Source organism: Mucilaginibacter sp. P25 (assembly GCF_050859465.1).
GTDB classification, from domain to species: domain Bacteria; phylum Bacteroidota; class Bacteroidia; order Sphingobacteriales; family Sphingobacteriaceae; genus Mucilaginibacter; species Mucilaginibacter gossypii.
Genome location: NZ_CP193937.1, coordinates 5,918,001 through 5,939,543, shown reverse-complemented (window position 1 = coordinate 5,939,543; position 21,543 = coordinate 5,918,001). Strand labels below are relative to the sequence as shown.

Sequence of the window (21,543 nt, the reverse complement as noted above, 5' to 3'; positions counted from 1 at the left end):
AATTTTAGTCTTTGTTTCATCGGGTCATTAGGTCATGGTTTGTCGCGTAAAAAACATTAACCTTTGATCTCTAATCACTAACCTTTTTACTGGAAAACGCCTTTGTGATTTCTTCTAAGGTCATGGCATTCATGCACATCTCTTTATACAAACCGCCTTTACGTGCGGCGAGAATACCGTAATGCATATCTGTGAAGCCTTCAATGCGATGGGCATCGGGGTTTATGGACAGCATAACGCCTTTATCTAAAGCATATTGGTGCCAGCGCCAGTCGAGGTCGAGCCGCAATGGGTTGGCATTGATTTCAATAACTACGTTATTGGCTGCGCAGGCATCTATCACTTTTTTATAGTTGATAGGATATCCGCTACGGCTTAGTAAAAGTCTGCCTGTTGGGTGCCCCAATATAGTTGTATAAGGATTTTCGATTGCGGTGATCAGTCTTGACGTAGCCTTTTCCTCGTCCATTTTGAGGATTGAATGAACTGAGGCTACAATGAAATCAAACTTTTGCAGGATCTCGTCAGGATAATCAAGCGAACCATCATACAAAATATCCGATTCAATACCTCTAAAAATATGGAAACCGTCGAGTTTTTTATTCAGGGCATCTATTTCTTCATGTTGCTGCAATACCCGTTCAATACTCAAGCCTTTTGCATAAAACGCGCTCTTACTGTGATCACACATGCCCAGGTATTCTAATTTCAGGGTATCCCGGCAATATAAGGCCATTTCCTCAATGCTGTTAACACCATCGCTCCATGTGCTGTGGTTATGAAGTGTACCTTTCAGGTCGTGCCAGTTAATGAGCGTTGGCAGTATGTTCTTTTCGGCCTTTTCAATAAACAGGGTACCTTCACGCAGTTCGGGCTGCATCCAGCTTAAGCCGGCCTTGGTGTAGATCATTTCTTCCGTTTCTGGCTGTTCAACAGGAACATTAATCCTGTCGAAAACGGCTTGTACATGATCATCAGTACCTGTATTGATAAATAGTTCTTTGTAATAATCAGCCTTATCTACGCAAACAATATCAACGAGCAAGCCATTTTGCAGCTCGCCCTGAATATGGTTTTGATTTTTACTTACATTGCAAAGTATGGTTGAATTTACCAGCGCTTCGTAGGCAACATCATGGTTAAGGCTACCTACTACGATCACAATTTCGGTGATGATCTCATTCAAACGCCTGAATTCGCCTGCGAAGTGTTTTAGCGCATCAGGGAAAATGGCTTTTACCTCATCCATCAGTTCGTTGGCTTCCTTCTCAACCTGGGCAAAAAGAAACTTACCATTGCTCGCCATTCTGAACTCGATAGCTTTACGGATCTCTTCCTGCGTTTTAAGGCCAAAGCCTTTAGCCTCGATCAGTCGGTTTTCATTGCAGGCATAAAAAAGCTCGCCGGTATTTTCAATGCCCAACTCTTTCCAGATGACAGCTACCTTTTTGGGGCCGATGCCTTTGATACCCATCATTTCAACCACACCGGCAGGGGTTTTATCCAACATATCCTGCAGCTCGGTCATGGTGCCGGTTTCAAGCAACTCAGCAACTTTGCCGGCAATACTTTTGCCAATGCCATCAATCTTTTCCAGTTCATCCAGTTTTTTACCGGCGATAGGGAAGGGAGCTTATCAACCTTAAAAGCTGCATTAGCTACCGATTTGATCTTGAATGGATTAACTTCATGGAGTTCCATGAGTTGCGAAAGTAATCGAAGTGTACGGGCTATGGGTTTATTTTCCATAATTACAATGAGGCGGTAAAAATACAAAAAGCCATTGTAATGACAGCTTAGATGGTGGGTTTGTTTTTGTAAAGAGAGGTTTTAAGGCACGGTGATGCTGCAATAAGTTTGAGGAAGCTTATCGGTTTTACATCTCTGCGAGATTCCAGATTATCTGATAAGTAGTTCTTTGATTGTTTAACTTTAATAAAAAGAAGATCATGCCCAACTACAACGACATCCTTTACGCTGCAGAAACCCACTCAGTTGATGAGATCAAAGCGTATTTTAATAAAGGGGGCAGCCCGAACGAAGTTCATGACGGAATGCCGGTTTTTACCATGATGGTTGAAATGTATGCCCGCGGTCCCAGGTTTAAGGATTGTGTACGGGCTTTTATTGACGCCGGACTTGAGTATCACGACGAGCCGCTACTGGCCGTTTTAGCCCATGATGAGGCAATGTTAAAACAGGCTTTGACGACAGATCCATATGCTGTTAGCAAAACCTATTTTTTATACAATAACACCTATACTCCTTTAACCGGCGGTACATTAATGCATTTTTGTGCCGAATATAACAGCCTTGCCTGTGCCAAAATACTTTTACAACATGGCGCAGATGTAAACGCTAAAGCTGCTTATGATGAGCATGGTTTCGGCGGACATACACCTATTATTCATACGGTTAATCAAAACGGAAATAGTTCTGTTGATATGCTTCATTTTCTGTTACAAAATTGTGCAGACTTGTTGTACAGCGTTAAAGGATTGATATGGGGCAGGGGATACGAATGGGAAACGTTTATTCCGGCAGTAAACCCGATAAGCTATGCTATGATGGGTTCATTGCCTCAATTTCACCGCAGGGAGCAGGCTATTATGGAGGTAGTTAGCCTGCTTATAAAGCATGCTTACGGAATTGATTATGTACCGAAAAATGTGCCGAATGCTTATTTGAAGAGAGGATAGGGATTAACGTGAATGTCTTTTTAAAACCGTTCTTTCTATATTTTCACTGGGCCAAATCTCTATTCGATAGAAATCATCACCTTCATCGCCATAAACGGAAGCGAGGTTTGAAGAATATATTCTAACCCTGTAAGTTCCGGGTGCAGTGTGTAATTCTATCTGCACTGTCCAATCCGGGCAATTAAGTATTTGAATTACCCCGGATTTTATGTCAATGCCAGCTTCAACAATGTGATCGAAACTGGAAAAATCTACAATGTTATTCGCTGATTCCAAAATTTCAAGTTCAGCTTTAATCGGGCCATAACATTCCGTTCCTATGCCTAACACGCCATCTTCAATAGCTAATCTATCTTCGTAAGCTTCGTTTGTCCAAAAACTGGCAGAGTCAGTTTGGCCGGGAGAGTACTCGTCATAAACATAAAACTGACTTTATGAAGTATAGAAATCCAATGGATATTTCATGGTTTAAGTTTTTTCTAAAAATAAAAAAAGCCACCCAAATCGGGCAGCTTTTCACAATCAAAATTAATGTATTAATGAAATATTATTTGATCACCAAATCGTAAGGAAGGCGGGCTTGCGGAGTGCGCATCATTTGGGTGATCCCTTTTATTTGCTGATAAACACGGTAATTTTCGCCAAGCTCGTTTTTCACCATGCGGGTTTGTACTTCGGCGCTTAAGCCGCTGCCCACCTTGTTGAAAAAGCTTTTTTGCTCGGGATAACTTACAATATTATAGGTTTTGATCTTAGCTTTTTTGGCAGCTGAAGTGATAGCATCGTTGATATTCCCCAAACGGTCAACCAGGCCAATTTTTAGGGCTTGCTCACCGGTCCAAACACGGCCCTGCCCAATGCTGTTAATGTAAGCCTGTGTTTTGCCGCGGCCTTCGGCCACTGCTTTGGTAAATTCGTCATAACCACGGTTTACGCTGTTTTGTAATATCAGGCGTTCGTCGGGGCTAAGCGGACGGCTAATATCGCCCAAATCTGCATACTTCCCGGTTTTTACACCATCAAAGGTTACACCCAGTTTATCGTTAAACAGTTTTTGCATGTTTGGCAATACGGCGAAAATGCCGATAGAACCGGTAATAGTATTAGGCTGGGCAATGATCGAATCGGCTGCACATGAAATGTAATAACCGCCCGATGCAGCATAATCACCCATAGAAACAATGATCGGCTTTTTTCGTGGATGAGTTTCACCTCGCGCCAGATCACGTCTGATGCCAGTGAGCTGCCGCCCGGCGAATTTACACGCAATACCACAGCTTTAACTTTATCATCTAAACGAGCTTTGCGTAATGCTTTCGAAATAGTTTCGGAACCGATACTGTTGTCGTCGCCATCGCCACCGGTAATATCACCTGATGCATAGACTATAGCAATCCGGTTTTTAGATGATGAATCATCCTCCTTATCGTCCGAATCATCATTTTTGCTTTTGGCGTAATCCCTAAGGTCAACGCTTTTTAAATCGTCTTTTAAATCGGTACCAGTGCGCCTTTTTAAGTCGTTAAGGATCTCATCTTTATATTTTAAGCCATCAACCAGCTTCAATTTATATGCATCTTCAGGAAATTGAATACGCATATTATCGGCATAAGTGAATAACGAATCCCTGTTAAGGCCGCGGCTTTTGCTGATGCCGGTTAAAAAATGATTGTACAGTGAACCAAGATATGAGGTTACCTGTAGTTTATTAGCATCGCTCATCTTGGTAAGGAACAACGGTTCAACAGCGCTTTTAAAGGTACCAACTTTAATGATCTGTGCTTCAATGCCTAATTTGTCCAGTGCACCCTTCAGGAAAGTGGTTTGAGAGCTAAAGCCGTGAAACTCAAAAATACCTTTTGGGTTAATATAAACTTTATCGGCTACTGATGCCAGATAGTAAAAGCCCTGTGTATATACTTCGGCGTAGGCTACAATAAATTTGCCTGATTTTTTAAAGTCGATAAGTGCGTTGCGGATCTCTTCGGTAGTGGCCTGGCCGGCGGTCATATAACTCTCATCAAGGTATATGCCTTTAATATTATCGTCGGTTTTGGCTTTTTTAATATCAGCCAGGATATCATTTAAGCCGATTGATTTATCTTCATTCAAACCCAAAAATCCAGACCGGCAAGGGGATTGTTTGGTGTTCGCTCGGTGATCTGATTTTTAAGCGACATGTATAAAATAGAGTTTGGGCTAACGTCTACAGTTTTATCACTGCCAGCGGATGCAATAAGGCCGATAACAAGAACCGCTCCTACAACACCTATTATTATACCCGAAATAATTACCCCTACAATAGTGGCCAGAACGAATTTGAAGAATTGTTTCATTAATGTTATAAATCTTTTTAACTATGCAAACTTAGTAATAAGGAGCCGTATAATGCTAAGAGCGGTTTCCATTATATTTGTTACAACATGATTGATGTTTTTTTATTGCTTGGGAGCAACCTTGGCACCCGCGAATTGTTTCTGCAGCAGGTAATTGAATCTGTTTCGGCCCAAATTGCTCCGGTTAAATTGATATCATCGGTTTATGAAACCCAGTCGTGGGGTAAAACCGATGAGCCCGACTATTTAAACCAGGTGCTGATGCTCCAAACTGAGCTTTCGGCGCAGGATGTGTTGGAAAAAATATTGGGTATCGAATTACAAATGGGCCGTAAACGGGAGGTTAAATGGGGATCGCGCATTATTGATATTGATATTTTGTTTTATGGCGATGAAGTGATCCATGATTTTAACCTGGTAGTGCCACATCCCGAATTATATAAACGCAGTTTTACGCTGATCCCCCTGGCCGAGATAGCACCTAACCTTGTTCATCCTGTGTTCAAAAAAATATTTTGCAGCTAAAGCAAGAACTAAAGGATAACTTAATCGTAAAAAAGCATATTTTTGAATAAACACAAAGCTTTTATAATGGCAGATATTTCACCAGAACAGGATCTTGATCTTTCTTTTTTATACGAGATCGCCGACGGTAGTGACGATTTTATTGTTGACTCGATTGGGATGTTCCTTGAGCAATCGCCCGATCTACTTAATACGATCAGCAATGCATTAAATAACCAGGATTGGGCTTTAGCAGCCCAGGCAGCTCATAAATTAAAGCCTAACCTCGGTTTTTTTGGTATGCCCATAAGCCAGGCTACCATACAGGAAGTTGAGCTGGCCTGTAAAGCCGGCGGTCAAAACCCAACCGAAATAGTTGAAAAATTTAACCAGGTAAACAGTATGGTATCTGCAAACCTCATCACTTTAAAGGAAATTAAAGCCGAGAAGGAAGCTAATTTGTAGGTGAAAGGTGAAAGGTGAAAGGTGAAAGGTGAAAGGTGAAAGGTTCGCCGCTTAGATATAAAAAACAAAGGCAAGAGGTTTCCCTTTTGCCTTTTGTATTTTATAAAGTTTTTAGTTGTTTTATAGAGATAAGAAACCTTTGGCCTTTTACCTTTCGCTTTTCACCTAAACTTCAGATATTTTAAAAGTATAGCTTTCCATAATCAGGTTGGCCAGTAGGTTTTTGCAGGCCTGGTCAACTTTGGCGCTGGCAGCTTCGGCATTTTCGGCTTCTATTTCAAGCGTAATGTGTTTGCCAATGCGCACGTTATGAATTTCGGCTAAGCCAAGGTTTTTCATGCTACCGGTTACTGCTTTTCCTTGTGGGTCAAGTATTTCTTTTTTTGGCATTACGTCGATTTCAGCCTGGAACTTTGTCATTTGTGAGTTTTGTTTGAATTAGAGATAAGGTGATATAAATAAATATAACCACCGGAACGGCCACAAATTTAAAAAATAGTATGAGTATTGCCGAAAACAAGAGCAGTAAATAACGGAAAATGTTTTTGTTAAAGTCGCGGTTCTTGAATTTAAGCGACATGAGCGGTATTTCGGATACAAGTAGCGTACACATTATTAAAACCAGAACCGTTAGAAAGTAAGGATTTAAAATGTAATGCGCCAAAGCATCGTACTGTTGTACTATTAAAGGCAGCGATGCTATAAGGATGGCGTTTGCTGGTGTTGGCAAGCCGATAAAGCTATCTGATTGCCGCGTGTCGTTATTGAATTTTGCAAGCCTCAATGCCGAAAATACCGGTAAAAGGAATGCAACGAAGTTTAACAGGTGACTTATGCCGTCTAATTGCGGAGCCTGTAAAAATAGTTCGTACATGATCACCGATGGCAATACGCCAAAGCTTACCATATCGGCCAGCGAATCGAGGTCTTTGCCTATAAATGAATAAGAGTTTAAAACCCTTGATGCAAGGCCATCAAAAAAATCAAATATTGAGGAAAGAAAAATGGCATAAGCAGCCACTATGAGGTTACCCTGGAAAGCGAAAACTATACCTATACAACCGCTAAAAAGGTTGGCGCAGGTAATAGCATTTGGAAGGTGTTTTTTGACGCGTCTCTTCATTTCGCCATCGAAATTATCAGGAATTTATTAAGTAATAATGAAGTTACAAATAATATTCTACTTACTTATAACTTCATTATCGCTAAAATATTACGAATTCATCGAAATCAGAAATTCTTCGTTAGTTTTTGTGCCCCTAATTTGAGCTTGTAAAAACTCCATTGATTCCTGCGAATTCATATCAGCAAGGTGGTTGCGGAGAATCCAGATGCGCTGAAGCGTGTCACGGTCAAGCAGTAAGTCGTCGCGGCGGGTACTTGAAGCTGTAATGTCGATAGCCGGGAAAATACGCTTATTCGATAATTTACGATCCAGTTGTAACTCCATGTTACCGGTACCTTTAAATTCTTCAAAAATAACCTCGTCCATTTTTGAGCCGGTTTCGGTAAGCGCTGTAGCAATGATAGTTAATGAACCGCCATCCTCAATGTTGCGGGCGGCACCAAAAAATCGTTTAGGTTTGTGCAAAGCGTTAGCATCAACACCGCCTGATAATATCTTACCTGATGCGGGGGCGACAGTATTATAAGCGCGTGCCAAACGGGTGATAGAGTCAAGAAGGATCACTACGTCATGACCACACTCTACCATACGTTTTGATTTTTCAAGCACAATGTTAGCAATTTTTACGTGACGCTCGGCTGGCTCATCAAAGGTTGATGATACAACTTCGGCACGTACGCTACGGGCCATGTCTGTAACCTCTTCCGGACGTTCGTCTATCAGCAATATAATAAGGTATACTTCGGGGTGGTTTTTGGCGATAGCATTTGCCACATCCTTTAATAACATTGTTTTACCTGTTTTTGGTTGTGCCACGATCAAACCACGCTGACCTTTACCAATAGGCGAAAACAGGTCCATGATGCGGGTTGAATAGTTGTTCGGATCGGTGAAGAGGCTCAGTTTTTCGGAAGGGAACAAAGGTGTTAAGTGATCAAAAGGAACTCGGTCACGCACTTCGGCCGGGATCCGGCCGTTAATGGCCTCAACACGTACCAGCGGGAAGTATTTTTCACCTTCTTTCGGTGGACGGATGCTGCCCCTAACAGTGTCACCTGTTTTAAGGCCGAATAGTTTTATCTGTGATTGTGATACGTAAATATCATCAGGAGAAGTAAGGTAGTTATAATCAGATGAACGAAGGAAGCCATAACCATCAGGCATAATTTCCAAAACACCCTCATTTACAATAACATTATCAAAATCGAGATTGATTGGCGGTTCCTGCGCTTTTTGCTGGTTTTGGTTGTTGCTGTTAACCCTGCGCTCAAATTTTTGCGGGCGGGCTTCCGGAACAACTTCTTCTGTACGGGTAACTGTTTCACCGGCTTGCGGCGCTTCCGTTTCTGTGCTTACAGTAGGAATTTCAGTTTCCGGATCATCCTGTGACGGCTCATCATCCTGCGCATCAAAAAGATTGGTATCATCTAAAGGAACCTCTATACGCGGTTTTGATGAATCTTTGGTTTTTATAACACGGGTTCTTTTTCGGGGCTTTTCAATTGTTTCAGCAGGCGCTTCGCCTGGCGCGGGTGTAGGGGTATAGTTTGATTCAATTAGATCTTGTTGGGCCCTGGCGGCTTCAATAAGCTGTTGTTGTTCAATAATACGGGCAACAAGCTGAGCTTTACGTAGTCTCGTCGGCCTCAGCAATACCTAAATTTCTGGCAATTTCGCGCAACTCAGAAACGAGTTTGTCGTTCAATTCAATTTTATCAGACATGATATGAATTATAGTTCAATGGGATTTTTTAATTGTAATTTGTTTTCAAACGGCAAAAATTTCTATGCAAGTGTTAAAGCTTGACCACATGTAAAAACATATGAGGCTATAATTGAAAGAAATTGATCTTGAAACCTTGTTTTAGTAAACATCCAAACCCATGCAAGTATTATGTAAAGTGATAATAAAAAGCGTGGTGATTTAAATTGTTTCTTTAGTGCAAGAAAAATTCAATGGAAAACGATGCAAGTGTAAACAATTATTCTTTAATTTCAAATTAATTAAATAAATATCACTTATATCAGAACACATAAGCCAAATTTTTAGTTTTTTTGACAATTAAAATATTATTCAGCCGCTGATGATGTCCCGCCAGGAGTTAATTGAACAAATCAAAAAAAGAAATCGTTTTTATGTGTTGGGCTTGATCCCGATATTAATAAGATCCCTGAGTTTTTAAAATCGTATCCCGATCCTATACTTGAATTTAACAAACGCATCATTGATGCTACGCAGGATCTCTGTATAGCTTATAAGCCTAATGCCGCTTTTTACGAAGCCTATGGTATAAAAGGATTACAAAGCTTAATTGATACCTATAAATACCTGCCCAAAGATTGTTTAAGCATCATTGACGCTAAACGGGGCGATATCGGCAATACATCAGACAAATACGCCAAAGCATTTTTTGACAGAACAATCGGGCGGGATGAGCTTTGATGCTATTACCATTACGCCTTATATGGGTAACGATAGTGTTACACCATACCTGGCTTACGAAGGTAAATGGGTTATTATTTTAGCCCTAACATCATCCGTTGGCAGTAAGGATTTTCAATACCTGCAAACCGGCGATGGTTACTTATATGAAAATGTCATTAAAAAGGCTAACACCTGGGCCGGCGCCGACAGGATCATGTATGTAGTAGGCGCAACCAAAAGCACCGAGTTTACTAACATCCGTGCATATGCGCCCGATAATTTTTTATTAGTACCCGGAGTAGGGGCACAGGGCGGAAGCCTTGAAGAAGTTTGCAAATACGGCATCACTAAAGATTGCGGCCTTATCGTAAACTCGTCGCGTTCTATATTATATGCAAGTAATGGCGAAGATTTTGCCGACGCTGCCCGCGCAGAAGCGCTGAGTTTGCAGCAACAGATGCAGGCGGAGTTGGAAAAGGCGGGCATTTTATAAAGCAAGTCCGGCGTCTACGCTTCAACTTTCTTTAAACTAAAAAGCCCGAAGTCATAACAACTCCGGGCTTTGCATATACCTTTCAGCTTTCGCCTTTATCCTTTTACCTAAAGAAAATACTATTCAAAATATTCCTTCATCCGTTCAAAGAAACTTTTTTCGTTTTTACCGGGGTTGGGTTTAAAGTTAGGAGAACCCTGCAGTTTTTCCAGGATCTCACGTTCCTCGCGGCTTAACGCTTTTGGTGTCCAAATGTTAATATGCACCAGCTGATCGCCACGGTGATATGAATTTACTTCCGGTAAACCCTTACCTTTCAGGCGTAGTATTTTGCCCCCTTGTGTTCCGGGATCAATTTTTATTTTAGCTTTACCGTCAATGGTTGGTACTTCAATAGATGTGCCTAAAGTTGCATCAACAAAGTTTACATGCAGATCATAAATCACGTTATTGCCATCACGTTTTAATGTTTCGTGAGGTACCTCTTCAATCAGGATGATCAGGTCGCCGGGCACACCGCCGCGTGGAGCTGCATTACCTTTACCGCTCATGCTCAACTGCATACCTTCGCTAACACCTGCAGGCACCTGGATGGTGATCAATTCTTCACCGCGAACCACGCCGTCACCATGACAAACGTTACATTTTGACAGTATGGTTGAACCTTCGCCGTTGCAGGTAGGGCAGGTGCTGGTAGTTTGCATCTGACCCAAAATGGTATTGGTTACTCTACGTACCGCTCCTGAACCACCGCAGGTTTTGCAAGTTTGGAACGATGATTTGTCTTTAGCCCCGCTGCCATCGCAGGTTTTACAGATGATCTGTTTATTTACTTTGATCTTCTTTTCGGCGCCGTTGGCAATTTCCTCAAGGGTTAAGCGTACTTTGATACGCAGGTTGCTGCCGCGGGCTACACGCCTGCCGCCGCCACCGCTTTGACGGCCGCCGCCAAAGAAACCTTCAAACGGACTGCCACCACCAAAAATATCGCCAAACTGGCTAAATATGTCGTCCATATTCATACCACCGCCACCATAACCACCACCATTTGGCGATGAAGCGTTGGCTGCGTGACCAAACTGATCATAACGCTGACGTTTTTCGGGGGTGCTTAGTACCTCATAAGCTTCGGCAGCTTCCTTAAACTTTTCTTCCGCTTCCTTATCGCCCTGGTTTTTATCAGGGTGATATTTAATAGCCATTTTACGATATGCTTTTTTATGTCATCAGCACTTGCGCCTTTCGCAACCCCAAGCACATCGTAATAATCTCTTTTAGCCATAATTTTAAAAATTTCGGATTCCGAAATTCAGATTTCGGATTTATAATTATTTAATATTGTGTAAGATCAGGATAGACTATCACATCCGGATAAATCCGAAATTGAAAGTCTCAAATCCGAAATCAGTTACGCTCCTACAACCACTTTAGCAAAGCGGATCACTTTGTCGTTCAGGGTATAACCTTTTTCCATTTCGTCCATTACCTTGCCTTTAAGGTCATCAGTAGGTGCCGGAATATTGGTGATAGCTTCATGCAGGTCGGCATCAAAGGCATTGCCTATTGATGTCATTTCTTTCAGGCCTTTTTGGCCAAGTATATTTTTTAGCTTGTTTTGGATCAAAGTAACGCCCTCTTTAACCGGGGTCACTTCGGTAGCCTTATCCATGGCGCGTTGCGCGCGTTCAAAGTCGTCAAGTACAGGTAGTAAAGCCACAATTACATCTTTACCTTCAGTTTTGCGGGCTTCCTCGCGTTCTTTAATGGTACGCCTTCTAAAGTTATCAAATTCGGCATATAAACGCAAGTACTTGTCATTAGCCTGTGCCAGCTCGTCTTTCAACTTTTCTTCGGCAGTTGGGGCAGCGGCAGTTCCCTGTTGGGTTTCTGTGGCTGTAGCTTCTGCTACCGGGGCTTGTTCCTGCCCTTCATCATGTAATTGCTCGTTGTTCACTTCGTTTATATTTTCAGTATTATCCGTATTTTCTTTCTTCTTTTTCTTCAACATATCGTTAAATTTCATAGCGAGTAGTGCAATCAAGTATCTTGCCACAACTGTAAAGCAGTCAAGCTGTCAGTAGCATGAAATGATTTTAAGAAAGGGTGACAGACGAACCGCTGATTTGACACCCTGGTGTTTTGATTACGCCGATTGCGTTGATTTTTATGCGGGACTACACAAATTAATTTTTTGATTACGCCGATTTTGCCTGAACCAGAGATTTTATAATGAAGCAATTAAATTAGTTGTCCAGTAAATTCTAAAAAATCTTTAATTCGAGTTCAGATAAAATCGGCGAAATCAACGTAATCATCGATGGTCAGCGGTCATATCTCCACATCTTCCAGAACCTTACCGTTCTCGCATTTGATAATACGTGATGGAAAAGCACGGATAATGTGATAATCGTGCGTGGCTACCAGTACGGCAGTGCCCGATTGGCTGATTTGTTTGAGCAGGAGTACAATTTCTTCAGATGTTTCGGGGTCGAGGTTGCCTGTAGGTTCATCGGCCAGGATTATTTCCGGGTCATTAAGCAAGGCGCGTGCTATAACCACACGCTGCTGCTCACCGCCTGAAAGTTCGTGAGGCATTTTCTTTAATTTTGACCGCAGGCCAACTTTTTCAAGTACATCAAGAGCTTTATCTGAAATCAGCTTTTTATCGTTCCAACCGGTGGCGCGCATTACAAAGTTGAGATTTTGCTCAATGGTACGATCGGTAAGTAATTGGAAATCCTGGAAAACTATACCCAGTTTACGACGCAGATAGGGAATGTCGCGGCTGGGCAGCTTGCTTAATTCATAACCACAGGCATGACCGGTACCTGCTTTAATCCCCAAATCGCCATAAATTACTTTCAGCAGGCTGCTTTTCCCTGATCCTGTCTGACCTATCAGCCAAACAAAATCACCTTTATCAACATGTAAATTTACGTTTGAAAGTACCAGGTGCGCCTGTTGAAAAATATCAACGTTGTTTAGTTTTATTATAGAATTTCCAATCATTGTTTTATAACTCTAATTTTAAGATCTGCCCAAACGGCAGATCTTTGATAATATTCATGATCTCGTCGGCCTTGTCGCCTAATCCAACCTTATCAAGCGATTTATCCGGTCTGTCAACCCTGAAATAAGCCAACAGCGTAAACTTATCATCACGCAGTTGTACATAATCAGGTATTTTGGCAACACCTTTAACTTTTATGATATACATTTTTTTAAGGTTAAAGCTGAAAGGCAAAAGGTGTAGTTCAAGTACAATAGGGTAGTAACCTTTCGCCTTTTACCTTACTTCCCAAAGGTATTTATTTTATTTAAAGACTTGACAAAAATTCCATCGTATCCACGCCGTCGGCATAATCCCATAGTTTGGGTTGCTGGCTTTGTCCAAAACCTACTACCTGGCTTGTAACCTGCAGCGGTAGTTTGCTTACTATACACTGGATATTTTCGGCATTCTGATCGATGATATTTTCGGCCTCTGCTATGCCATGATAATAGTTAAAAAACAATACTGACAGCGGAGATGTCAGCCTGTCATCTTCTTTAACCATCAAAAAACCATTATCAAAATGTTTATCACCGTTAACCAGGTAAATGGATTTGTTATAATCGTAATTATTGTTGTATTTATGATGATTGATAATGGCTTTATGATCTTCTATCGATTCGAAAAAGAAAGTAAAGTCATACCCCTCCGGTACCAGTATTTTGGATACGTTACGACAGCCAAGGCCGTAATAATCTAAAATATCATGTCCAAGGCTAAATAAGTCTGTAGCGCTTTCCTTGCCGCTTAAAACGGCAATACTGTTACGGTTTTTACGAATGATGTTAGGAACTTTGCCAAAGTAATAATCAAAATAACGCGAGCTGTTGTTGCTGCCTGTGGCTATGATGGCGTCAAAACCTTCCAGCCTGTCAACAAAGTTAAAGCTGCCGGCAAAAGCAGGATCAATAGCTACCAGTTTTTCCAAAACAGCTTTGATGAGTCGTGCATCCTGTGATGAGGCTTTGATAAGCGCCTTGTTGCCGGAAGCAATAACACAAAGCACGTCATGAAATCCTACCAGCGGGATGTTTCCTGCCAGTATAAGCCCTACGTTTTTTGCAGGTTTGCCTGTTTCAAGCACATATTTCGAAAGCCATGTAGTTAGATCTTCCACGTTAAGCATGGCGCCTATGGCTGTAACCGCTTCTGAAACACTTGCCGGTGTAAACCAGGCATTATGATATTGTTCGTTTTCAATGAGTGCGCTTAATGCCGCATCGGGGGCCAGGAGTTGCCTGCCTAACTCCGAAAATGAATTTATTGAGTTTTTTGGATTAATTTTTGACATATATATGTTAAGGGATTAAACCCTTAAAGCCTTTTTTTGTTATATTTGTGCGCTTGTAATTTGCAGGCAAAGTTAATTGAGATTATTAGATATTTAGAAATATGGCGATTAAAATCACCGACGAATGCATAAACTGCGGGGCCTGCGAACCGGAATGCCCTAATAATGCTATTTATGATGCAGGAGCGGCCTGGCGTTTCAGCGATGGGACTGGCCTTAGAGGGATAATTGATTTTGGCGATGGTAATACCCTGAATGCCGAAGAAACACAAGCTGCATTATCTGACGATATTTATTATATAGTACCCGATAAGTGTACCGAATGTGTGGGTTTCCATGATGAACCTCAGTGTGCTGCGGTTTGCCCTGTAGATTGTTGTGTTGATGATGAAGATATCCGTGAAAGCGAAGAAGAGCTGCTTGCCAAAAAAGAGTGGCTGCATATGAACGAATAGGATTTTATTTTAAGGATATTAAAAGGGATATGCAATGCATGTCCCTTTTTAGTTAGCGACGATTCGGCGAGTGATAAATTAAATATTAAGGATTGCCAGAAGATTTCTGTTGGGCTAAATATTTTAAAAATATTTTGTATTATCGTATAGCTTTTACCTCCAAAAGTTACTGATACCAATTATTAAATAATATCATATTAAAATGTTAACCGCGTGTAGATTGAAAACTACGCGCCAGATTTTTGTTTATTTGACATTACAGAACTATGGAGTACGGGATATGTAATCTTGCTGTAATCCCGCTCAGGGCCGAGCCCAGTGAGCGGAGCGAGCAGGTATCGCAATTACTATTTGGCGAAGTGTTTGAAATTACTGAGTGGCAAAACAACTGGGTTAAGATCATTGCCGAGGCGGATGGGTATATCGGGTGGATAGGCCGCTTGCAATTTGCTATGCTTGGTCATATAGCTTATAAAAATATCAGGAACCATCCCTCAAAGCTCACTTACCAGCCGGTTACGCAGGCATGGAAAATGAGCGACAATAGTGTTGTTTATTTGCCGGCGGGCAGCTCGCTTGCTTTTTTAGAAGGGACCTCATGCCGCATTGGTCATGAACGTTTTGAAATAATTGGTAAAATTGGTGAGCCTGAAGATATTGCTGCTACCGCTAAAGCATTTCTGAACTCTCCTTACTTGTGGGGCGGGCGAACGCATTTTGGTATTGATTGCTCGGGCTTTACGCAAATGGTTTACAAACTTAAAGGCCTCAGAATTAAGCGGGATGCAAGCATGCAGGTGAAAGAAGGTACCAAGGTTGATTCGATAAAGGAAGCACGGTTAGGTGATCTGGCTTTTTTTGATAATCCCGAAGGCAGGGTAACTCATGTGGGTATTATACTTAATAATGAGCACATCATTCATGCATCGGGCAAGGTTAAAATTGATACCATTAACGAAGATGGTATATACTCGCGGGAGCAAAAAACATACCCATAACCTGTGCAGTATAAGGCGTTTTTTTAATTAGCTTCATGCCTTATTTATCCAAAAATGGTAAAGGCATACGGAGGGAAGGTAGTTTAATTTGGTAAGATAAGTTTCCTGAAAAAAGAAGGATGTCAACTAAATTTAATCTCCCATGAAATGATCTTTTTATCGTCACTTACCGAAAGGAGCTGGTCGGACGTTCCCCAGGCTAATTTGTTGATAGATAGCACATGGCCTGGATAGCCTTTTTCCCTGCTGATATTTTTGTAGAGTTTAAAATCGTCCGATCCCCAAATCTTGATACTTTTATCCATGCTGGCGGTAGCAAAATAGGGTAGGGTGGGATGGAATGCAATATGGTTCACCGCAAATAAATGGGCCGGAACATTTTTTATTTCATGATAACTGCTGCTATCCCAAATCTTTACCTGTGCATCTCTTGAGCCGGAAGCAATGTAACTCCCATCGGGACTGTAGACAAGCGCAAAAACAGCCATAGTATGGCCGTGAAGAGCTTTAATAATAGTATAATCTTCCAGGTCGTAAATGGCGATGTGATTATCCCGGCAACCGAATGCCACCTGTTTTTGATCCGGCGAAACGGCAATACAACGAACGGTGTCCCTGGATACTGTTATGCTGTGCACCATTTCAAGCGTTTTAAGGTTCCATACAGATACGGTGCCATCTTCCGATGCTATTAATAACTCATCTTTTTTAACTGATGATTTGATATCGAAGATAGCCTTGCGGTGGTGCCTTAAAGGTTTTAGCAATTTTTGCTGAATAAAATCAAACACCAGAACTTCGCCGCTGCGTAAACCCGCAAACATAAGTGGATATCCCTCCGGGCAATGAATAGCATAAATAGATGCATTAACCGGGAACATCACTTTAATAAAAGTGAAATCATTCAGGCCCCACTCAACCAATCCTTTATCATTTCCGCCCGTAAACAATATGCCCGGCTTTTGCGATAACTCAAGCGTGAATATCGGGTTGGCATGGCCTGTGAGCTCGGCTGTTTTTTGAATGGTGATCATTTTAGTTCATAGTTGATGGTTCATAGATCATAGCAAAATTAACATGTTAGGCAATTTTAGCCATGAACCATGATCTATGAACCATGAACAAATATTACTTATGCCTTGATTCTAAATTTTTAGCGATAGTTTCCAGTGTTAAACCTTTTTCGCGAAGCAGAACCAATAGATGGAAAACCAGGTCTGATGATTCATTGATCAGGTCGGTTTCTGTTTCGGCAAGGGCGGCGATAACAGTTTCAACTCCTTCTTCACCAACTTTCTGGGCTATTTTGTTAAGGCCTTTGTTGCGAAGTTTATTTACATATGATCCTTCAACCGGGTTAGTATACCTGTCGGCAATGATATTTTCCAGCTCCAGGATAAAATTTTGATTAAATTCGGTGTTGAAGCAGCTGCGTGAGCCTGTATGACAGGTTGGGCCGTCGGCTTTCACTTTGATCAGCAGCGTATCATTATCGCAATCAATGCTGATGCTTTTTACATGCAGGAAGTTGCTGCTGGTTTCGCCCTTAGTCCATAAACGGTTTTTTGTACGAGAATAAAAAGTAACGATATTTTCCTGAACGGTTTTATCATAAGCTTCCTGGTTCATGTAACCCAGCATCAGTACTTCTAAAGTTTGCTCGTCCTGTATGATTACGGGGACAAGTCCACCGGTTTTTTCAAAATCTATATTCATTCTTTTCTTTTAATTCCCTCCCTGGGGAGGGGTGTATTGGGAATGTGCAATGGCAGGGAGGGGTTTTACATCTGTTGCTGAAACCCCTCTTTACACCCTCCCAAGGGAGGGAATCGCGCAAGGCCGCCGCTTTATCTCAAATCCTAACTTCTATTTTATTACCCTGTAACTTCCGCTTTAAATCGGGTATCAATATCTCACCATAATGAAACACTGAAGCCGCCAGTGCTGCATCCACATTGGTTTTTTCAAATACATCAACAAAGTGTTCAACCTTGCCTGCACCGCCCGAAGCTATCACCGGGATGTGCACGGCATCATTAACAGTTTTCAGTAAACCATTATCAAAGCCGCTTTTGGTGCCGTCATGATCCATAGAAGTGAGCAGGATTTCGCCTGCGCCACGGCTTTCAGCCTCCAGGATCCACTCCAGTGTTTGGCGCTCGGTTGGCAGTCTTCCGCCATTGAGGTGTACTATATTTTTATCACCAATGCTACGGGTATCAACAGCAATCACCACAAACTGTACACCGAAGGCATTAGCAAGTTCATCTATCAGCTTAGGATTACGTACCGCGGCCGAATTGATGGAGATTTTATCGGCTCCGGCATTGAGCAGTGCATCGGCATCCGCAATTTCATTAATACCTCCTCCAATAGTGAAAGGGATATTGATCTGCTTGGCAACAGCTTTTACCAGCTCCACCATAGTTTTACGGCGCTCAACGGTAGCTGTGATATCCAGAAATACCAACTCGTCGGCTCCCTGGTTCGAGTAATTCCAGGCCAGCTCTACCGGGTCGCCGGCATCGCGCAAGTCAACAAAGTTTACACCTTTTACCGTACGACCGTCTTTAACGTCAAGACAGGGGATGATTCGCTTGGCTAATCCCCCGCCCCCTAAAGGGGGTGCCTTTGATTTGCATATTTATTTGCTCCAAAACCTTATTTAAGTTATTGAAAACTTCATTGTTCGACAATCTTAATACCCTCAAACCTTGACCTTCAAGAAAAGTCTGCTTGTCGATATCGTTTTTAATTACGTCAGGAAGGCTATGAATCCTTCCGTCTAATTCAATCACAAGTTTATGTTTGTGACAATAAAAATCAGCAACGTAACTCCCCAGCGGATGTTGTTTCCTGAATTTTATATCTGAAAAGGTAACATTCAACTGACTCCATAAAAATGTTTCGGCCGGTGTCATGTTATACCTGAGTGCCTTGGCGTTAGCAAATATTTCGGGGTTAGCGCCCAGAAATAACTTCTTTTTCATACCCGGCTTTTCAAAAACATTTAAATTATACTTGATAAATAATCCACCTGCTAAGCAGCACCCCCTTCAGGGGGCGGGGGTTATATCGATATCAATGCGTCCAAATTCCAGTGTTTCACGTTTTCAATGGTGATATGGCCCTCGTATATGGCTTTGCCAACTACTACCGACTCAACTTTTAAGCGGTTAAGTTTTTCGATATCGCTCATGGAGCTAACGCCGCCTGAGGCGATCAGTTTAATGAATGGAGAATGATCAAGCAGTTTTTCGTATAGCTCAATACCTGCACCTCCTAATTTACCATCTTTGTTAATATCGGTACAAAGGAAACGGAAGAAACCTAAAGCCAGGCATTTATCAACGTAATCCATCAGTTTGATGGGGGAGCTTTCCATCCAGCCTGAGTATTTGATTACCTCGTCAAGTACGTCGATGGCTACTACCACCTGGTCGGAGCATTTGTCTTTGCCGCAGATCTCTTTGCTCAGATCTGGTAAAAAATCAGGGTTGGTAAGTGCCTGCGTGCCAACAATAACGCGGTGAACGCCTGCATCTATCAGCTCTTTTACCTTATCGATGCTGCGGATACCTCCGCCGTACTGCACTTTCATGTCGGTTTTGCGGATCACATCAAACAGGTACTGCTGATTGCTGAAATCATTTTTTGCGCCATTAAGGTCGATAATGTGGATGAAGTTGGTGCCGTTGCTCTGGTAGCGTTCAATCATTTCTTCAAGGGTAACATCGTATTCGGTCACCTGTTTGTAGTCGCCTTCACGAAGACGAGACAACCTTCTTGTTCAAAATGTCAATGGCAGGAATAATGTACATATCCTTTATATTTTTGAGAAATTAGTTAACAATGTTTCGCCAACCACACCCGACTTTTCGGGGTGAAATTGAACGCCATAAAAATTATCAAGCCAAATTGATGCCGAAAATTCATTTCCGTAATCAGAAGCTAATAAAGTGTATGCTTTATCATACTCAATAAAGTATGAATGTACAAAGTAAAAATGTGAACCTGACGGTATATTTTCAAATAGCGGGTTTTCTTTTTCGGGATAAACCCTGTTCCATCCCGTGTGCGGCACTTTATGATCGGCGCTATCTTTAAACCTTAAAGTTTTAACCGGTATGATATCCAACAGGTTAGAGTCGCCCTCTTCAGAGTAAGAGGTAAGCAATTGCATACCTACACAAATACCGAGGGTGGGCTTTTTTAACGCTTTGATGGAAGGTACAAGCCCGGTAGCTTTAAGCTTATTCATGGCTGCGCCCGCATGTCCGACACCGGGGATGATATAGCGGTCGTACTTGTCAAAATCCTCCTCGCTGTTTATAAAGCCATAGGGGATACCTAAGCGCTCTAAAGCGGCAGTTAGGGAAAATATGTTTCCGGCTCCGTATAGGATGATGCCGATACCCCCCGCCCCCTGAAGGGGGTGCCTCTGCGAGGCTTTTATCGGTTCCCGATGTATTGTTTTGATCTGGTGTTTCCATTTTGATTAGTTACTCCCCCTTTAGGAGGCTGGGGAGTTACAAAAGCCCTTTAGTGCTTGGTAAAACCATCTTATCTACATCACGTTTTACAGCCACTTTTATTGCCTTGGCAAAGGCTTTAAATATAGCTTCAATTTTGTGATGTTCGTTTTGTCCTTCTGCTTTTATATTCAGGTTGCTTTTTGAGGCATCGCTGAATGATTTGAAGAAGTGGTAGAACATTTCGGTAGGCACATCGCCTACTTTTTCGCGTTTAAAATCGGCTTCCCAAACAAGCCAGTTACGGCCGCCGAAATCAATAGCAGCTTGTGCAAGGCAATCGTCCATTGGCAAACAGAAACCGTAACGTTCAATTCCCATTTTGTTGCCCAAAGCAGCGGCAAATACTTCGCCTAAAGCAATGCCGGTATCTTCAATGGTATGATGCTCGTCGATATGCAGATCTCCTTTGGCTGTAATTTCCAGGTCAATACTACCATGACGGGCAATCTGATCCAGCATGTGGTCAAAAAAATGCAAACCGGTTGATATTTTGGCATCGCCCTTACCATCAAGGTTTATTTTGATATAGATATCGGTTTCCTTAGTGGCACGGCGATGTTCAAATACCCGCTGACCAAGTTTCAGAAACTCATAGATCTTTTGCCAGTCGGTAGTTTCAAGGGCGATAACGTCATCAATATGATCTGCTTCGCTAAACTCGTTGCCGCCAAGGTTGCTGTTGTTGTTAAGCCAGATAGCTTTTGCACCCAGGTTTTTTGCCAGCAGCACATCGTTTTTACGATCGCCGATGGTAAACGAATTTTTCAGGTCGTATTTATCCGCATCTAAGTATTGCGTTAACAGTGCAGTGCCCGGCTTACGGGTGGGGGCATTATCACGCGCAAAAGTACGGTCAATGATCTGGTTAGCAAATTTTACGCCTTCACCTTCAAAGGTTTGCAGGATGAAATTGTGGACAGGCCAAAATGTATCTTCAGGATAAACAGAAGTTCCTAAACCGTCCTGGTTGGTAACCATTACCAGTTCAAAATCAAGTTCTTTGGCTATTTTGGGCAGATAGGTTAACGCGCCCGGATAAAACTCCAACTTGGAAAATGAATCAATTTGCTCATCAGCAGGCTCTTTGATCAGGGTGCCGTCGCGGTCGACAAATAATATTTTCTGTAAACTCATTCTTTATAATTAGTGAATTAGCGAATTATT

At 42.0% G+C, this 21,543-nt stretch carries 26 protein-coding genes and 2 pseudogenes; 7 read left to right on the top strand and 21 right to left on the bottom strand.

The window, feature by feature from the left end; translation table 11 throughout:
• Positions 1-70 precede the first annotated feature (70 nt).
• The gene (locus ACRQ5D_RS29950) at positions 71-1,546 is read right to left on the bottom strand and encodes a DNA polymerase/3'-5' exonuclease PolX (RefSeq protein ID WP_432327551.1); all 1,476 of its coding nucleotides are present in this window, start codon (positions 1,544-1,546) and stop codon (positions 71-73) included.
• Positions 1,525-1,749 (bottom strand): helix-hairpin-helix domain-containing protein, encoded by a 225-nt coding sequence (locus ACRQ5D_RS29945; RefSeq protein ID WP_431198630.1) that lies wholly within the window; start codon positions 1,747-1,749, stop codon positions 1,525-1,527. The genes ACRQ5D_RS29950 and ACRQ5D_RS29945 overlap by 22 nt, the downstream gene beginning before the upstream one ends.
• 200 nt (positions 1,750-1,949) lie before the next feature.
• Here ACRQ5D_RS29945 and ACRQ5D_RS29940 point away from each other — a divergent pair, with 200 nt between their 5' ends.
• Positions 1,950-2,699, top strand: a complete 750-nt coding sequence (locus tag ACRQ5D_RS29940) for an ankyrin repeat domain-containing protein (RefSeq protein ID WP_091162293.1) — start codon at positions 1,950-1,952, stop codon at positions 2,697-2,699.
• Between the two features lie 3 nt (positions 2,700-2,702).
• On the opposite strand, the gene ACRQ5D_RS29935 is transcribed toward ACRQ5D_RS29940, so the two are convergent.
• The 4 genes from ACRQ5D_RS29935 to ACRQ5D_RS29920 form a co-directional block, all read right to left on the bottom strand.
• On the bottom strand, positions 2,703-3,029 hold the full coding sequence (locus ACRQ5D_RS29935) for a hypothetical protein (protein ID WP_091162295.1): 327 nt from the start codon (positions 3,027-3,029) through the stop codon (positions 2,703-2,705).
• A 217-nt stretch (positions 3,030-3,246) separates the two neighbouring features.
• Positions 3,247-3,840 (bottom strand): S49 family peptidase, encoded by a 594-nt coding sequence (locus ACRQ5D_RS29930; protein WP_432329909.1) that lies wholly within the window; start codon positions 3,838-3,840, stop codon positions 3,247-3,249.
• Positions 3,726-4,811: a S49 family peptidase gene (locus ACRQ5D_RS29925; RefSeq protein ID WP_432327549.1), complete on the bottom strand. Its 1,086-nt coding sequence runs from the start codon at positions 4,809-4,811 to the stop codon at positions 3,726-3,728. Before ACRQ5D_RS29925 ends, ACRQ5D_RS29930 begins: the two co-directional genes overlap by 115 nt.
• Positions 4,808-5,035: a hypothetical protein gene (locus tag ACRQ5D_RS29920; protein ID WP_432327547.1), complete on the bottom strand. Its 228-nt coding sequence runs from the start codon at positions 5,033-5,035 to the stop codon at positions 4,808-4,810. The genes ACRQ5D_RS29925 and ACRQ5D_RS29920 overlap by 4 nt, the downstream gene beginning before the upstream one ends.
• An 87-nt stretch (positions 5,036-5,122) precedes the next feature.
• Between ACRQ5D_RS29920 and folK the strand changes: the two genes are divergently transcribed.
• Both folK and ACRQ5D_RS29910 read left to right on the top strand, forming a co-directional pair.
• Positions 5,123-5,560 (top strand): 2-amino-4-hydroxy-6-hydroxymethyldihydropteridine diphosphokinase, encoded by a 438-nt coding sequence (folK, locus tag ACRQ5D_RS29915; RefSeq protein ID WP_431198627.1) that lies wholly within the window; start codon positions 5,123-5,125, stop codon positions 5,558-5,560.
• Between the two features lie 66 nt (positions 5,561-5,626).
• Positions 5,627-6,004, top strand: a complete 378-nt coding sequence (locus tag ACRQ5D_RS29910) for an Hpt domain-containing protein (RefSeq protein ID WP_091162301.1) — start codon at positions 5,627-5,629, stop codon at positions 6,002-6,004.
• Positions 6,005-6,169: 165 nt separating this feature from the next.
• On the opposite strand, the gene purS is transcribed toward ACRQ5D_RS29910, so the two are convergent.
• The 3 genes from purS to rho all read right to left on the bottom strand — a co-directional run bounded on the left by purS (position 6,170) and on the right by rho (position 8,783).
• Positions 6,170-6,424, bottom strand: coding sequence for a phosphoribosylformylglycinamidine synthase subunit PurS (gene purS, locus ACRQ5D_RS29905; RefSeq protein WP_090526546.1), 255 nt, complete (start codon positions 6,422-6,424; stop codon positions 6,170-6,172).
• The gene (gene pssA / locus ACRQ5D_RS29900; protein ID WP_091162304.1) at positions 6,405-7,127 is read right to left on the bottom strand and encodes a CDP-diacylglycerol--serine O-phosphatidyltransferase; all 723 of its coding nucleotides are present in this window, start codon (positions 7,125-7,127) and stop codon (positions 6,405-6,407) included. Before pssA ends, purS begins: the two co-directional genes overlap by 20 nt.
• 90 nt (positions 7,128-7,217) lie before the next feature.
• Positions 7,218-8,783: a transcription termination factor Rho gene (gene rho / locus ACRQ5D_RS29895; RefSeq protein WP_432327545.1), complete on the bottom strand. Its 1,566-nt coding sequence runs from the start codon at positions 8,781-8,783 to the stop codon at positions 7,218-7,220.
• A gap of 505 nt (positions 8,784-9,288) precedes the next feature.
• On the opposite strand from rho, the gene ACRQ5D_RS29890 reads away from it, so the two are divergent.
• The gene (locus ACRQ5D_RS29890; protein ID WP_432329907.1) at positions 9,289-9,573 is read left to right on the top strand and encodes an orotidine 5'-phosphate decarboxylase / HUMPS family protein; all 285 of its coding nucleotides are present in this window, start codon (positions 9,289-9,291) and stop codon (positions 9,571-9,573) included.
• A complete protein-coding gene (locus tag ACRQ5D_RS29885; RefSeq protein WP_432327543.1) occupies positions 9,542-10,048 on the top strand; it encodes an orotidine 5'-phosphate decarboxylase / HUMPS family protein in 507 nt (168 codons plus the stop codon). The genes ACRQ5D_RS29890 and ACRQ5D_RS29885 overlap by 32 nt, the downstream gene beginning before the upstream one ends.
• Positions 10,049-10,167: 119 nt before the next feature.
• Here ACRQ5D_RS29885 and dnaJ read toward each other — a convergent pair.
• From dnaJ to ACRQ5D_RS29860, 5 genes and pseudogenes are all read right to left on the bottom strand, one after another.
• Positions 10,168-11,330 (bottom strand): annotated as a pseudogene (gene dnaJ / locus ACRQ5D_RS29880) (molecular chaperone DnaJ).
• A 126-nt stretch (positions 11,331-11,456) separates the two neighbouring features.
• Positions 11,457-12,071: a nucleotide exchange factor GrpE gene (locus ACRQ5D_RS29875; protein ID WP_223266176.1), complete on the bottom strand. Its 615-nt coding sequence runs from the start codon at positions 12,069-12,071 to the stop codon at positions 11,457-11,459.
• 305 nt (positions 12,072-12,376) lie between these two features.
• The gene (locus ACRQ5D_RS29870) at positions 12,377-13,057 is read right to left on the bottom strand and encodes a cell division ATP-binding protein FtsE (RefSeq protein WP_091162312.1); all 681 of its coding nucleotides are present in this window, start codon (positions 13,055-13,057) and stop codon (positions 12,377-12,379) included.
• Between the two features lie 4 nt (positions 13,058-13,061).
• Positions 13,062-13,265: a fructose-6-phosphate aldolase gene (locus ACRQ5D_RS29865; protein ID WP_090526558.1), complete on the bottom strand. Its 204-nt coding sequence runs from the start codon at positions 13,263-13,265 to the stop codon at positions 13,062-13,064.
• Positions 13,266-13,365: 100 nt separating this feature from the next.
• Positions 13,366-14,391, bottom strand: a complete 1,026-nt coding sequence (locus tag ACRQ5D_RS29860; RefSeq protein ID WP_091162314.1) for an acyl-CoA reductase — start codon at positions 14,389-14,391, stop codon at positions 13,366-13,368.
• Between the two features lie 101 nt (positions 14,392-14,492).
• Here ACRQ5D_RS29860 and ACRQ5D_RS29855 point away from each other — a divergent pair, with 101 nt between their 5' ends.
• Both ACRQ5D_RS29855 and ACRQ5D_RS29850 read left to right on the top strand, forming a co-directional pair.
• Positions 14,493-14,846: a 4Fe-4S dicluster domain-containing protein gene (locus tag ACRQ5D_RS29855; protein WP_090526563.1), complete on the top strand. Its 354-nt coding sequence runs from the start codon at positions 14,493-14,495 to the stop codon at positions 14,844-14,846.
• Between the two features lie 266 nt (positions 14,847-15,112).
• On the top strand, positions 15,113-15,844 hold the full coding sequence (locus tag ACRQ5D_RS29850) for an NlpC/P60 family protein (protein ID WP_431198625.1): 732 nt from the start codon (positions 15,113-15,115) through the stop codon (positions 15,842-15,844).
• A gap of 122 nt (positions 15,845-15,966) precedes the next feature.
• Here ACRQ5D_RS29850 and ACRQ5D_RS29845 read toward each other — a convergent pair whose 3' ends face one another.
• The 7 genes and pseudogenes from ACRQ5D_RS29845 to hisB all read right to left on the bottom strand — a co-directional run bounded on the left by ACRQ5D_RS29845 (position 15,967) and on the right by hisB (position 21,513).
• Positions 15,967-16,878 (bottom strand): WD40 repeat domain-containing protein, encoded by a 912-nt coding sequence (locus tag ACRQ5D_RS29845; protein WP_091162319.1) that lies wholly within the window; start codon positions 16,876-16,878, stop codon positions 15,967-15,969.
• A 94-nt stretch (positions 16,879-16,972) separates the two neighbouring features.
• The gene (hisIE, locus tag ACRQ5D_RS29840) at positions 16,973-17,560 is read right to left on the bottom strand and encodes a bifunctional phosphoribosyl-AMP cyclohydrolase/phosphoribosyl-ATP diphosphatase HisIE (protein WP_091162321.1); all 588 of its coding nucleotides are present in this window, start codon (positions 17,558-17,560) and stop codon (positions 16,973-16,975) included.
• Positions 17,561-17,696: 136 nt separating this feature from the next.
• Positions 17,697-18,488 carry an imidazole glycerol phosphate synthase subunit HisF gene (gene hisF, locus ACRQ5D_RS29835; protein ID WP_431200898.1) on the bottom strand — a complete coding sequence of 264 codons (792 nt, stop codon included), beginning with the start codon at positions 18,486-18,488 and terminating at the stop codon, positions 17,697-17,699.
• On the bottom strand, positions 18,421-18,834 hold the full coding sequence (locus ACRQ5D_RS29830; protein WP_432327539.1) for an endonuclease domain-containing protein: 414 nt from the start codon (positions 18,832-18,834) through the stop codon (positions 18,421-18,423). The genes hisF and ACRQ5D_RS29830 overlap by 68 nt, the downstream gene beginning before the upstream one ends.
• A gap of 80 nt (positions 18,835-18,914) precedes the next feature.
• Positions 18,915-19,665, bottom strand: a pseudogene (locus tag ACRQ5D_RS29825) (HisA/HisF-related TIM barrel protein).
• Between the two features lie 5 nt (positions 19,666-19,670).
• Positions 19,671-20,258, bottom strand: a complete 588-nt coding sequence (hisH, locus tag ACRQ5D_RS29820; protein ID WP_431200897.1) for an imidazole glycerol phosphate synthase subunit HisH — start codon at positions 20,256-20,258, stop codon at positions 19,671-19,673.
• A gap of 115 nt (positions 20,259-20,373) precedes the next feature.
• On the bottom strand, positions 20,374-21,513 hold the full coding sequence (hisB, locus tag ACRQ5D_RS29815; RefSeq protein WP_090526576.1) for a bifunctional histidinol-phosphatase/imidazoleglycerol-phosphate dehydratase HisB: 1,140 nt from the start codon (positions 21,511-21,513) through the stop codon (positions 20,374-20,376).
• Positions 21,514-21,543: the final 30 nt, after the last annotated feature.

Excerpts from the sequence above, each read along its gene's own strand:
- ACRQ5D_RS29850 (WP_431198625.1), top strand. The coding sequence starts at position 15,113 with ATGGAGTACGGGATATGTAATCTTGCTGTAATCCCGCTCAGGGCCGAG.
- ACRQ5D_RS29945 (WP_431198630.1), bottom strand. The coding sequence starts at position 1,749 with ATGGAAAATAAACCCATAGCCCGTACACTTCGATTACTTTCGCAACTC.
- ACRQ5D_RS29870 (WP_091162312.1), bottom strand. The coding sequence starts at position 13,057 with ATGATTGGAAATTCTATAATAAAACTAAACAACGTTGATATTTTTCAA.
- folK (WP_431198627.1), top strand. The coding sequence starts at position 5,123 with ATGATTGATGTTTTTTTATTGCTTGGGAGCAACCTTGGCACCCGCGAA.
- ACRQ5D_RS29845 (WP_091162319.1), bottom strand. The coding sequence starts at position 16,878 with ATGATCACCATTCAAAAAACAGCCGAGCTCACAGGCCATGCCAACCCG.
- ACRQ5D_RS29920 (WP_432327547.1), bottom strand. The coding sequence starts at position 5,035 with ATGAAACAATTCTTCAAATTCGTTCTGGCCACTATTGTAGGGGTAATT.
- ACRQ5D_RS29910 (WP_091162301.1), top strand. The coding sequence starts at position 5,627 with ATGGCAGATATTTCACCAGAACAGGATCTTGATCTTTCTTTTTTATAC.
- hisB (WP_090526576.1), bottom strand. The coding sequence starts at position 21,513 with ATGAGTTTACAGAAAATATTATTTGTCGACCGCGACGGCACCCTGATC.
- ACRQ5D_RS29830 (WP_432327539.1), bottom strand. The coding sequence starts at position 18,834 with ATGAAAAAGAAGTTATTTCTGGGCGCTAACCCCGAAATATTTGCTAAC.
- ACRQ5D_RS29875 (WP_223266176.1), bottom strand. The coding sequence starts at position 12,071 with ATGAAATTTAACGATATGTTGAAGAAAAAGAAGAAAGAAAATACGGAT.
- hisIE (WP_091162321.1), bottom strand. The coding sequence starts at position 17,560 with ATGAATATAGATTTTGAAAAAACCGGTGGACTTGTCCCCGTAATCATA.
- ACRQ5D_RS29860 (WP_091162314.1), bottom strand. The coding sequence starts at position 14,391 with ATGTCAAAAATTAATCCAAAAAACTCAATAAATTCATTTTCGGAGTTA.
- ACRQ5D_RS29940 (WP_091162293.1), top strand. The coding sequence starts at position 1,950 with ATGCCCAACTACAACGACATCCTTTACGCTGCAGAAACCCACTCAGTT.
- pssA (WP_091162304.1), bottom strand. The coding sequence starts at position 7,127 with ATGAAGAGACGCGTCAAAAAACACCTTCCAAATGCTATTACCTGCGCC.
- ACRQ5D_RS29865 (WP_090526558.1), bottom strand. The coding sequence starts at position 13,265 with ATGTATATCATAAAAGTTAAAGGTGTTGCCAAAATACCTGATTATGTA.
- ACRQ5D_RS29855 (WP_090526563.1), top strand. The coding sequence starts at position 14,493 with ATGGCGATTAAAATCACCGACGAATGCATAAACTGCGGGGCCTGCGAA.
- purS (WP_090526546.1), bottom strand. The coding sequence starts at position 6,424 with ATGACAAAGTTCCAGGCTGAAATCGACGTAATGCCAAAAAAAGAAATA.